Consider the following 11,290-nt stretch of genomic DNA (forward strand, 5'->3'; position numbering starts at 1 on the left):
CCGAAAGCAGCGCCGGTCTTTGCGGTCTCGATAGCAACCTCAGCGATCTTCTGAGCAGCAGTCAGAGTAACCTCACCGGTCTTCTTGTCAACGGTGTCCTCATAGGAGATGTTGATGGCGCAGTCGCCCATAGCGTACATCTCTTCGCCGCCATCCTTAGCCGGACGGCTCAGAATAAAGCAGGAGCTTACGAGATGTGCACCCGGCTTGGTCTTAACCAGCTGCAGAGCCGGACGAACGGTGTCAGCGGTGGAGTAGGTAGCGCCGCCCAGCAGAGCGTCAGCCTTGCCCATCTTAACCAGCATGGTGCCGAAGTAGTTGCCCTTTGCCAGGTTTGCCTTGACGGTATCCATGTCCATCTTGCCCTTGCGCAGCTCAAACATCTTCTGAGCCATCTCATCGAACTCAGCGTAGTTTGCCGGATCAATGATGGTAGCCTTCTCAATGTCAAAACCGCCCTGTGCAGCAGCAGCCTTTACTTCGTCCACGCCGCCGATCAGGATAACGTCCATCAGGTCATCCTTGAGCAGACGAGCCGTAGCTTCCAGAATACGAGCATCCGGACCCTCTGTGAAAACGATAGTTCTGCGCTCTGCCTTCAGAGCAGCAATCAGATTCTCAAACATTGGTTTTCCCTCCAAAAATGAATTTACACATTCTTTTCCGCGGAGAGGACACGCCTCTCGTTGGTTGATATAACCATTATACAACTTTTTGTTTGATATGTTCAAGGGATATTGGCAATTTTATGGGGAAACGCACAAAAAATCCGAAGAATTATGGGAGAACGCGAAGAAGACCGGTTATCCCATCAGAAATGCCAGATAACAAGCGATGATACCCAACGGGCAAATGACTTGTGTCGCTTTGTTGCGGAACTTCATCATGATCCACATGAGCGGCAGAGCGGCTGCACCGCACAGCATCAGAACGACCGTCTGCGGATCGCTGAAATCATAGACAGAGCCGCGATACAGAATATCGACCACTGCCATGATAATAAAGTTGAAGATATTGCTGCCGACAATGTTGCCGAACGCGATGTCCACATTCTTCATGCGCAGCAGCGCAACGGTAGAAGACGCCTCCGGCAGGCTGGTGGCGATGCCGAGGAACAGCGCACCTGCCATGCCCTGACCCAAATGCAGGCGGATAGAGATGGCATCGGTAATATAGGTGATGGCAATGCTGAGCACGACAATGCCGATGCTGACGAGAACAAAGCGCACAGCAATCTGCGGTACGGTGAGCGGGCTGGTGTCCTCTTCGTCAGAATCCTCGCTGTCCTCCGCGGACATGTAGCGAATGCTCAGAATATACATGACAACGATGATGACAGAGGACAGGCTAATGCTCAGGAACTGAATGCGCAGAATGCCCAGCCAGTTGAGAATCATGACGAGATAACAGACAAAAACAAAGACCGTGACCACGCGATGGCTGGCAGACAGCTTGCCTTCACGGAACGTGCGCGCGAAGATGAGCAGGAAAAACGACAGCATGGCCATGTTAAACAAATCACTGCCCAAGATATTACCCAGACAGAGCCCCGGCTGATGAATCAAAACTGTAGACGAGATACTGGTGAACAATTCCGGCAGACTGGTGACGGCAGACAGCATAATGCCGCCGATAAAAGCACCGGACAGGCTGGTTTTCTTGTCGAGCAGATCCACATAGTCGGATGCCTTGACGGAAAACAGCACGACACCGGCGGCAACGAGCAGGTACAACAAATAAATCATAGATTTCTTCCTCCAAACAGCATGTCCTCCGCAGAGAGAATAAAAAAAGACCCATAGACGATGATAGAGTAGGATTCCCTACTGTACCTTCGTCTATGAGTCTCATTTTTTAAGAAAATACCAGTCGATGGAAGCATCGACGCGATTGTTGATATTTTCACGGCATGTGCCGCAAACTACTCCCTCACCGAGGTTTCTATTGTGTGAGTACACTATAGCATGGCGCGGTGCAGCGTGTCAAGATTCCGTTTGCTTGTTACAAAAACAGCTCCAGCACGAAGACCACAGCGCAGGCGACGACAGCGACTTGCAGCAGGCTGCCGCCGAACCAAGCCAGCGCAATGCCTGCGACGAGGGCGGCGAGACCTGCCCACATGCTGTCGGTTGCCTGCACGATAGCCGGGAAGGTCATGACAGCGAGCGTCACATACGGCACATAGAACAAAAACGAACGGATCGTCTGATTTTTGATTTCTTTCCGAATCAGTGTCAGCGGAAGAACGCGAATCAAATAGGTGACACCTGCCATGACGGCGATGTAAATCCAAGTATTATTGGGCATGTTCTTCCTCCTTTACCGGAAACAGAACCGCCGCAATGCCTGCAATGACAACGGTCAGAATAATGGTGCGCATACCGGAAGAAATATGCGATACGACCGGCAGCACGGACAGGACAAGACTTGCTGCCATCGAGATGGCAACGAGACCGGCAATCACCTTGTTTTTGCGTCCGGGCGGGATGATAATCGCCAAAAACATGCCGTACAGACCGACACCCAACGCGCTGACCACGTGATGCGGCAGGATATTGCCGACCGCAATGCCGACCGCCGTGCCAATCGTCCAAGCGGGAATGGAAATTGCCATCATACCGTAATTATACCAAGGATTGAGCTTGTCCGGCACAATGCTGGCTACGCCGAAAATCTCATCGGTAATGCCCCAGCCGATGAGCAGACGGTGAATGAGCGGCAGATCCGGTGCGAGCTTCTGGCTCAGCGAACAGGACATGAGCAGATACCGCGCATTGATGACGAGCATCATAATCGCCATTTCTATGTATCCGGCTCCAGCCTGAATGACATTGAAGCCGGCATATTCGCCTGCAGATGCAACCGTTGTCACACTGGCTGCTGCGCCCTGCCACGCCGTCAATCCGGCGTTTCGCGCCGCGATGCCCAGCGTAAATGATACCGCGAGATACCCCAGCGCAATCGGTACGCCGTTTTGAATGCCGCGCCGGAACCATGCGGCATTGTCGAGTTTCATACAATCTTCCTCCACATCTTAAAAAACATCTACCGCTTATTGTAACGCGTGGAGCGGGTTCCGTCAATTGCAGAAATCGTTTTCTATAAAACTATTCGTATAATTTAAAATAAATTATACGAATTATTGGGCATCCAGCGTGGTGATTTGCGTGTCGGTGTAATAATGTGTCAAAATCTCCTGATAGCTCTTTCCGTCCTCTGCCATTTTCCGTGCGCCGTATTGACTCATGCCGACGCCGTGCCCGTATCCCTGCGTGTGGAAGGTAAGAGAGGTGTCTGTAGTTTTGATGGTGAAGTGGGTGGAATTCAGCCCGAACAGCGCGCGGACTTCGGTTCCCTTCAGCTCTTGTCCGCCGATTTTGCAGGTGCGCACGCCGCCCGCTTCCGAGGTGTCGATGTCGGTAAACCATGTTTTGGGCAGACCGGTCAAATTGATGTCAGGATATTTGGCCAGCATAATCTGCCGGAATTCTTCGGCGCCCAGCGTCACAGAGGCATCGTACTTGGGACAATCGGCGTCGCCGGTGCTGTCCACGGTTGTGAGATAGGGAATGTCTGTGCCCCAGACGCTGACGGCAGCTTCGGTCTGCTGCGCCGCGGCGGAGTGAAAGACGGCGGCAATCGGTGAGCCGTTGTACGTCACGACCTGTCCGCTTGTCTCACGCACCGCAGTGCGGATCTTTTCTGTCCAAGCGTCGGCGTTGCTGCCCCATTGCTGTTTGGCTTCGGTATCCAGATCGGTAAACGCGGCACAGTGCGTGTAATCCGCACAAACAGCCGCATCGGGATGCTGCGTGTCCGTGCCCAGAGACTGTTTGTAGACGGCAAACGTCCGTGCGGCGACAGCCTGCGCTTTGAGTGCCTCTTCCGGAAACGAAGCGGGCATTTCCGCCGCCAAGGCACCGGCGGTGTAGTCCTCCAAAGACATCTCATGCACATCGCCGTCAATGAGAACGGTGATGGTTCTGCCGGGTGTGCCGTCATTTTCTGTTCCAGATGCTGGATGCTCTTCATTTTCTGCATTCTCCGCGTCCGAATTCTGCACGTCAAAATTATTTTCAACATTGTTTACAATATGGACATTTTCTGTAGTTTCTGACATATTTTTGTAGTATTTTACCCCGATAGGCAGAACGAATGCCAGAAAAATGATGAAAAACACCCGAAAAAGTACACGTTTCATAATCCATTCCTTCTCTTTGACAGGTACGTGCTGGTTTGACATATTTGCAGGATTGATGTAATATATAATTCATATGAAGTAACATGTTCTGCCTTCTGCGGCTGTTCTGCGCTGTGCGGAGGGGCGGAGATCTGATTGATGAGGTGATTCCAATGGTTGACATGATGAAAGATATGAGACCCTCCGTCATTGACAATCTATGCAATAACTTCGAGGATCATAACCTGATCCAGCCGAAGATGTTCTCCAAATACGCAGTAAAGCGTGGTCTGCGAAATGCAGACGGCACCGGTGTACTGGCCGGCATCACCTGCGTATCCAATGTACATGGCTACATGGTCAACGAGGGCGAAGTAGAGCCGATTGAAGGCCGCCTGACCTACCGCGGACATAACCTGTATGATCTGCTGGACGGCTTTGACGCAGAAGACCGCTTCGGTTTTCCGGAGACCGCCTATCTGCTGCTGTGCGGCGCGCTGCCGACACAGGAACAGCTGGATGACTTTACCGAGATGCTGGCGGATGCCTGTTCTCTGCCGGACAACTTCACCGAGGACGTCATCATGCGTGCGCCGAGCCGCGACATCATGAACAAGCTGGCTGTATCGACGCTGGCTCTGTACTCCTATGACCCGAATCCGGATGACACCAGCCTGCAAAACATCGTGCGTCAGGCGGTAAATCTGATTGCCAAATTCCCGGTTATCATTTCTCATGCGTATCAGTCCAAGCGCCGATACTATGACAATGCATCCATGTTCCTGCATATGCCGGATCGCAACTACACCACTGCAGAGAATATCTTGAGCCTGATTCGACCGGACGGTATGTTTACCCGTGAGGAAGCAATGCTGCTCGACAGATGCCTGATTATTCATGCAGAGCATGGCGGCGGTAACAACTCCGCTTTTGCGACCCGTGTTGTTTCGTCCTCTGCAACCGATACCTATTCTGCGATTGCTGCGGCAATCGGCTCTCTGAAGGGTCCGCGCCACGGCGGCGCCAATCTGCGCGTCTGCAAGCAGTTTGATGAAATGAAGGCAAACATCTCCAATTGGGAAGATGAAGACGAAGTATTGGAATATCTGTGCAAGATCATGCGCAAAGAGGCTGGCGACGGCTCCGGCTTGATTTACGGCATGGGACATGCGGTCTATACGCTGTCTGACCCGCGTGCCGTTGCACTGAAAAATACCGCGCGCCCGCTGGCAGCACAGAAGGGCTTTGAGCGCGAATTTAACCTGATTGAGCTGACCGAGCGTCTGGCACCGGAGGCATTTTACCGCGTACGCGGTGAGCACAAGATCATGTGTGCGAATGTCGATATGTATTCCGGTCTGGTGTATGAGATGCTGGGCATTCCGCAAGAAATGTACACCCCGCTGTTTGCGACAGCCCGCATTGTCGGCTGGCTGGCACACCGCATCGAGGAAGTCACCACCGGCGGCAAGATTATCCGTCCGGCATACAAGCCGATTATTTCCCGTTCGAGTTATATTCCGATTGCCGAGCGCGGCTGATTGGATGAATAGAAAAAGCGTCCGTTCCGGAACTACCGGCACGGACGCTTTTGGTTTGCCTTCACGCACAGACCAAACGTGTCTCTCGTTATTTTTTCTTCATCATGCGGTCAAGCCGCGCTTGCAGCTTGGCACGGCGGGATTGTGCGGCGGCGCGGTCGATGGAGACAATCGCGCCGTTTTCCAGCTCGACAAAATCTCCATCCTGCAAGCCGTCCGGCGCGGGGACATCGATCATGCCGGACGGGGTTTCGACAACGGCAATCCCGTTTTCAATGCGGTCAACAATGCCTTTCACGCTGCAAGACTCACCTTTCCGTTTTTCAGCTGCAACACAACGGTTCCATCTTTTGCGGTCTCGTAGATTTTCGTACCGAGCGGCTCCAGATAGTCAAATACTTCGTGGTTCGGCAGACCATAGGAATTTCCATCTGCATAGGAGATGACGGCATAAGACGGAGAGACCGCCTGAATGAAGTCCTTGGACGATGCCGTGCGGGAACCGTGATGGGCGACTTTGAGCACATCACAGGGGAGCAGATTCGGCACTGTGCGCAGCATATCCTTCTCGACAGCCGCGGTTGTGTCGCCGGTAAACAGCGCGCTGCATCCGTTGGCATCCAAGCGACAGACCAGAGACCACGTGTTCGGGTCACTCTTGCTGTATGTGTCGGCACTGTCCGGACCCGGTGCGAGTACTGTCAATTTTGCTCCACTGTCGCCAATCGGAATGACATCTCCGATGTCGGGGAACTGCGGCTGAATGCCCTCGTTGTCGATGGCATCCAGTAATTTTTCGTAAATATCTGTGTCCATTGCTTCGTCGGACATATAGAACGCATCCACTTGGAACGCATCTAACACGCTGACGAGACCGCCGATGTGGTCTTCATGCGGATGGGTCGCAATCACGGCATCCAATTCTGCGATACCCTGGCGCGATAAATAATCGACAACCGTGCTTCCGGCGGAAGCCTTGCCGCCGTCAATGAGAACGGCATCATCACCACAGACAATGAGTTCCGCGTCACCCTGCCCAACATTGATAAAGTGCAGGCTGGTCGCCTCGTCGGAGGAGGAAAGAGAGCTGGAGATTCCCTCGTCGGGATGCATGGCGGGCAGAAATTCTTTGCTGAATGCAAAGGCAAACAGCACCATTGCCATAATGACCCATAAAAAATTATGTCGTTTCTTCATATAATCCCTCTTTTTGTCGCAAATCTTACTATTAGTATATCAGTAAACGGATACGGATGCAAACGCTATGTGCAACCATAGGTTGCGCCATTGCCGCGCCCAAGCGGTGGTATGCGCACCGGGAATGTGCTATCATAAAGACAACAAACAGAGAGCAAGTATCGAGAGGAGGCTGAGGATATGAAAGGATTCGGAGCAAGACTGCAAACGCTGCGCCGTCAGGCGGGCATGTCGCAGCAGGACTTGGCAGATCAGCTGCATGTATCGCGCCAATCGGTTTCCAAGTGGGAGCTGGGCACGGCCAAGCCGGACTTGGACAATGTGATTCGGCTCAGTGAGCTGTTTTCCGTCTCGCTGGATGAGCTGGTTCTGGGGAAAATACCCCATCCTGACCCGCATTCTGTACAGCAGAAGCCGGAACAAACATCAGCCAAACGCATGTGGATCTGTTTGATTCTCGGCGTGCTTTACATCGTGCTGGCGTTTGCGCTGCTGCCGGTGCATCAGCTGTTTGACCAGCAGCTGCATGGAAACTGGTACACCAGTGTTTGGGTCTATCTGACCAAGATGCCGCACAATGTCTTATTGATTGCGGGAGCAGCGCTGCTGTTTGCCGCGTACTGGAATAAGCGCACATAAGATTTTCTCTCGTCCATTGACAAACTCCGACTGACTAGGGTACAATGAGAACAGAAAATAAGAATCATTCGCAATCTTATACTAGGAGGAGATTACAATGGCATTTCGTAAGGTAACAGACAGCATTCTGTATGTCGGCGTCAATGACCATGAGGTAGACCTGTTTGAGGGTCAGTATGTGGTGCCGAACGGCATGGCGTACAATTCCTATGTGATTCTGGACGATAAGATCGCTGTCATGGATACAGTGGACATCAACTTTGCACAGGAGTGGCTGGGCAATATCGCTGAGGCTCTGGACGGCAAGAAGCCGACCTATCTGGTTATCCAGCACATGGAGCCGGATCATTCCGCGAGCATTGCAGAATTCCTGAAGGTTTATCCGGACACCATCGTTGTCGGCAATGCAAAGACCTTTGTTATGATGCAGCAGTTCTTTGGTGCAGACGTTGCGCCGAACCGCGAGGTCGTTGGCAACAAGGGCACGCTGGAGCTGGGCAGCCATACCCTGACCTTTGTTTTCGCTCCGATGGTACATTGGCCGGAAGTTATGGTCACGTATGATTCTACCGATAAGGTTCTGTTCTCCGCTGACGGCTTCGGCAAGTTCGGCGCACTGGATGTAGAAGAGGATTGGGACTGCGAGGCACGCCGCTATTACATCGGCATTGTCGGCAAGTACGGCGCACAGGTACAGGCACTGCTCAAGGTAGCAGCAACGCTGGATATTCAGATCATCTGCCCGCTGCACGGTCCGGTACTGACGGAAAATCTCGGTCACTACATCGAGAAGTATGACATTTGGTCCTCTTACAAGGTAGAGTCGGAAGGCGTTATGATTGCGTATGCATCGGTTTACGGCAACACCAAGAAGGCAGCAGAGAAGCTGGCAGAGACCCTGAAGGCAAAGGGCTGCCCGAAGATTGTTCTGACTGATCTGGCGCGCAGCGACATGGCAGAGAACATCGAGGATGCGTTCCGCTATGGCAAGCTGGTACTGGCTTCCCTGACGTATAACGGCGATGTATTCCCGTTCATGCATACCTTCCTGCACGGTCTGACCGAGAGAAGCTACCAGAACCGCACGATTGGTATCATCGAAAACGGTACATGGGCACCGACCGCAGGCCGCGTCATCAAGTCCGCGTTTGAGAAGAGCAAGAATATCACTTGGCTGGATACCACCGTCACCATCAAGTCTGCAATGAATGCCGAGAATGAGGCACAGATTGAGGCAATGGCTGACGAACTGATGAAGTAAGTTTTATTTCCCATAAAAAGAAAGCCGGAAATCAGAGAGCTGCTCTGGATTTCCGGCTTTTTTGGTCATTCCCGCCATTGTTCCGACAATACGGTAATGGTATAATAAGCTATTATCACTTCAGGAACAGAAAGGGGGAAGCTGCATGAGAACAGGAAAAAAATGGCTTCGATTCACCTGCCTGATGCTGTGTGTGGTCTTATTTTGCTGCTCCTGCGGCGCAGCAGACCCCATTGGCTCCGGCGGGACACAGATGGATATGCCGTATATCGGCGTCGTGCTCAAATCCACAGATAATCCATATTTTGCTCTGATTAAGGCGGGCGCAGAATACGAGGCGGATCGCATCGGCGCACAGGTTGTCTTTGCCGCACCGGAGAAAGAAGACAATGTCAAAGAGCAGGCGGAGCTGGTAGAGAGCATGTCCAAGCTGAAAGTGAGTGTCATTATCGTCTCGCCGAGTAATGAACAGAGCATCACGGAGCAGCTGGAAAAAGCGAAAAATACAGGCAAACATATCCTAGCGGTAGACACCTCTTCGGATTTTGAGGGTTGTGACGGATATATCGGCACTGACCAGTATGATGCGGCGTATCAGCAGGGAAAATATGCTGCTAAACTGGTGGCGGATGAAGAGGATGCCAAAGCGGTCATTCTGCGCGGGGCAGACGGAGATAAGACGCATATGCTGCGGGAATACGGTCTTGAAGACGCCTTAACAAGAGATGGCGGCGTGCCGGTTTATGCGGTGGAATACGGCGACTGCAAGGAAGACAAAGCAGAAGACATCATGGAAGAACTGCTCGAAAAGGACAAAAAGACCAAAGAAATTCGCGTAGTCTGCACGACATCCGACAGCATGGCGGTCGGTGCCCAGCGCGCCATTGCAGAATCCGGCAGAGATGATATTCATATCGTGTCGTTTGACGGCATGATTGATGCTTCCGAGCTGGTGCGCGTCGGAGAAATTGACGCGGCATTTGCGCAAGACCCCTTTGAGATGGGAAAACAGTGTATTGATTATGCGGTGAAGCTGTGCAACGGAGAATCAGACGGAGAATCCGTGCATACAGATGTGGAGCTGATTACATCGGATAATGCGGAAGCGCATATTGAGCAATTGCAGCGCGAGCTTGACCACTGGGACGGAAAGTAAAAACCAGCTGTTTGGATGACGGAGCATCATCCAACAGCTGGTTTTTTGTTTTACTTTTTCTTTCTGCGTCCCAACAGTCCAAGCAGTCCCATCGTGCCGATCATGCCGCAGGCAAAACCGGCGCGGAACCGCCGAAAGAGGCGGCGCATCAGTTTTTCAGCGAGTGCATCGGAGCCGGAATGCGTCCGCCGCGGTGGATAAACCGCGCAGAAGAGAACGGATGCACTTCCATAACCGGTGCCGAGCCGAGCAGACCGCCGAATTCCAGATCCTCGCCGACCTTTTTGCCGATAGCCGGAATGACGCGGACAGCAGTTGTCTTGTTATTGACGACGCCAATAGCAGCTTCGTCTGCAATAATAGCGGAAATGGTCTCCGCGGAGGTGTCGCCCGGAATGGCGATCATATCCAGACCGACGGAGCAAACCGCGGTCATGGCTTCCAGCTTGTCCAGATGCAGGCTGCCTGCGTTGACGGCGTGAATCATGCCTTCGTCTTCCGATACCGGAATGAAGGCACCGGACAGACCGCCGACAGCAGCGGATGCCATGACGCCGCCCTTCTTGACCGCATCATTGAGCATTGCGAGAATGGCGGTTGTGCCATGCGTGCCGCAGCACTCCAAGCCGACTTCTTCCAGAATGCGGGCAACCGAGTCACCGACTGCCGGTGTCGGAGCCAGAGACAGATCGACAATGCCGAACGGAACGTTCAGACGCTCAGACGCGATGGAGCCAACGAGCTGACCCATACGGGTGATTTTAAAGGCAGTTTTCTTGATAATATCTGCGATTTCGTTCATCGAGCACTCCTCACCGGCGCGCTGGATGGCGGAATGTACAACGCCCGGACCAGATACGCCGACATTGAGCACGCAGTCTGCCTCGCCGACACCGTGGAATGCACCAGCCATAAACGGGTTGTCCTCTACCGCATTGGCAAAGACAACCAGTTTGCCTGCGCCGATGCACTGGCGGTCAGCGGTCAGCTCTGCGGTCTGACGGATGACCTCGCCCATCATGCGGATGGCGTCCAAGTTCGTGCCTGCCTTGGTCGAAGCGACATTGACAGAAGAACATACCAGTTCCGTCGTTGCCAGGGCTTCCGGAATCGAACGAATCAGGATTTCATCGCCCTTGGCAAAGCCCTTCTGGACGAGAGCGGAGAAGCCGCCAACAAAGTTGACGCCGCAGGCAGCAGCGGCGCGATCCAGCGTCTGTGCGAGCGGGACATACGAAGTCGCGTCTGTTGCCGCGCCGATCATTGCCATCGGGGTGACGGAAATACGCTTGTGGATAATCGGAATGCCCAGTTCG

General features: G+C 53.0%; 12 protein-coding genes. 4 read left to right on the plus strand and 8 right to left on the minus strand.

From position 1 onward, the window contains the following. The 5 genes from ACR0P9_RS02980 to spoIID all read right to left on the minus strand — a co-directional run. Positions 1-626 (minus strand): phosphate acyltransferase (locus tag ACR0P9_RS02980; RefSeq protein WP_432617363.1); only part of this gene is annotated, 626 nt, incomplete at its 3' end. A 177-nt stretch (positions 627-803) separates the two neighbouring features. Beyond that, positions 804-1,745: a sodium:calcium antiporter gene (locus ACR0P9_RS02985; RefSeq protein WP_432617364.1), complete on the minus strand. Its 942-nt coding sequence runs from the start codon at positions 1,743-1,745 to the stop codon at positions 804-806. A gap of 256 nt (positions 1,746-2,001) precedes the next feature. After that, positions 2,002-2,307, minus strand: a complete 306-nt coding sequence (locus tag ACR0P9_RS02990) for an AzlD domain-containing protein (protein WP_432617365.1) — start codon at positions 2,305-2,307, stop codon at positions 2,002-2,004. Next, the gene (locus ACR0P9_RS02995) at positions 2,297-3,016 is read right to left on the minus strand and encodes an AzlC family ABC transporter permease (protein WP_432617366.1); all 720 of its coding nucleotides are present in this window, start codon (positions 3,014-3,016) and stop codon (positions 2,297-2,299) included. The genes ACR0P9_RS02990 and ACR0P9_RS02995 overlap by 11 nt, the downstream gene beginning before the upstream one ends. Positions 3,017-3,139: 123 nt before the next feature. After that, the gene (spoIID, locus tag ACR0P9_RS03000; protein ID WP_432617367.1) at positions 3,140-4,201 is read right to left on the minus strand and encodes a stage II sporulation protein D; all 1,062 of its coding nucleotides are present in this window, start codon (positions 4,199-4,201) and stop codon (positions 3,140-3,142) included. 152 nt (positions 4,202-4,353) lie between these two features. Between spoIID and ACR0P9_RS03005 the strand changes: the two genes are divergently transcribed. Next, the gene (locus tag ACR0P9_RS03005; RefSeq protein ID WP_432617368.1) at positions 4,354-5,721 is read left to right on the plus strand and encodes a citrate/2-methylcitrate synthase; all 1,368 of its coding nucleotides are present in this window, start codon (positions 4,354-4,356) and stop codon (positions 5,719-5,721) included. Between the two features lie 88 nt (positions 5,722-5,809). Here ACR0P9_RS03005 and ACR0P9_RS03010 read toward each other — a convergent pair whose 3' ends face one another. Then, the gene (locus ACR0P9_RS03010; protein ID WP_432617369.1) at positions 5,810-6,019 is read right to left on the minus strand and encodes a DUF3006 domain-containing protein; all 210 of its coding nucleotides are present in this window, start codon (positions 6,017-6,019) and stop codon (positions 5,810-5,812) included. Beyond that, on the minus strand, positions 6,016-6,918 hold the full coding sequence (locus ACR0P9_RS03015; protein WP_432617370.1) for a ComEC/Rec2 family competence protein: 903 nt from the start codon (positions 6,916-6,918) through the stop codon (positions 6,016-6,018). Before ACR0P9_RS03015 ends, ACR0P9_RS03010 begins: the two co-directional genes overlap by 4 nt. 180 nt (positions 6,919-7,098) lie before the next feature. Between ACR0P9_RS03015 and ACR0P9_RS03020 the strand changes: the two genes are divergently transcribed. The 3 genes from ACR0P9_RS03020 (at position 7,099) to ACR0P9_RS03030 (ending at position 9,974) form a co-directional block, all read left to right on the plus strand. Continuing rightward, the gene (locus ACR0P9_RS03020; RefSeq protein WP_432617371.1) at positions 7,099-7,557 is read left to right on the plus strand and encodes a helix-turn-helix domain-containing protein; all 459 of its coding nucleotides are present in this window, start codon (positions 7,099-7,101) and stop codon (positions 7,555-7,557) included. A gap of 97 nt (positions 7,558-7,654) precedes the next feature. Then, positions 7,655-8,818, plus strand: coding sequence for an FprA family A-type flavoprotein (locus tag ACR0P9_RS03025; RefSeq protein ID WP_432617372.1), 1,164 nt, complete (start codon positions 7,655-7,657; stop codon positions 8,816-8,818). A gap of 145 nt (positions 8,819-8,963) precedes the next feature. After that, positions 8,964-9,974 carry a sugar ABC transporter substrate-binding protein gene (locus ACR0P9_RS03030; RefSeq protein WP_432617373.1) on the plus strand — a complete coding sequence of 337 codons (1,011 nt, stop codon included), beginning with the start codon at positions 8,964-8,966 and terminating at the stop codon, positions 9,972-9,974. A gap of 148 nt (positions 9,975-10,122) precedes the next feature. Here the strand turns inward: ACR0P9_RS03030 and ACR0P9_RS03035 are convergent. Beyond that, positions 10,123-11,290: PFL family protein (locus tag ACR0P9_RS03035; protein ID WP_432617374.1), on the minus strand; the 1,168-nt coding region annotated here is incomplete at its 5' end.

It is taken from the genome of Butyricicoccus sp., assembly GCF_050872565.1.
Taxonomy (GTDB): Bacteria; Bacillota; Clostridia; order Oscillospirales; family Butyricicoccaceae; genus Butyricicoccus_A.

Bases quoted from the DNA above. Each gene is read 5' to 3' on its own strand.
- ACR0P9_RS03025 (WP_432617372.1), top strand. From the start codon at position 7,655: ATGGCATTTCGTAAGGTAACAGACAGCATTCTGTATGTCGGCGTCAAT.
- ACR0P9_RS03020 (WP_432617371.1), top strand. From the start codon at position 7,099: ATGAAAGGATTCGGAGCAAGACTGCAAACGCTGCGCCGTCAGGCGGGC.
- spoIID (WP_432617367.1), bottom strand. From the start codon at position 4,201: ATGAAACGTGTACTTTTTCGGGTGTTTTTCATCATTTTTCTGGCATTC.
- ACR0P9_RS02985 (WP_432617364.1), bottom strand. From the start codon at position 1,745: ATGATTTATTTGTTGTACCTGCTCGTTGCCGCCGGTGTCGTGCTGTTT.
- ACR0P9_RS02995 (WP_432617366.1), bottom strand. From the start codon at position 3,016: ATGAAACTCGACAATGCCGCATGGTTCCGGCGCGGCATTCAAAACGGC.
- ACR0P9_RS03005 (WP_432617368.1), top strand. From the start codon at position 4,354: ATGGTTGACATGATGAAAGATATGAGACCCTCCGTCATTGACAATCTA.
- ACR0P9_RS02990 (WP_432617365.1), bottom strand. From the start codon at position 2,307: ATGCCCAATAATACTTGGATTTACATCGCCGTCATGGCAGGTGTCACC.
- ACR0P9_RS03030 (WP_432617373.1), top strand. From the start codon at position 8,964: ATGAGAACAGGAAAAAAATGGCTTCGATTCACCTGCCTGATGCTGTGT.
- ACR0P9_RS03015 (WP_432617370.1), bottom strand. From the start codon at position 6,918: ATGAAGAAACGACATAATTTTTTATGGGTCATTATGGCAATGGTGCTG.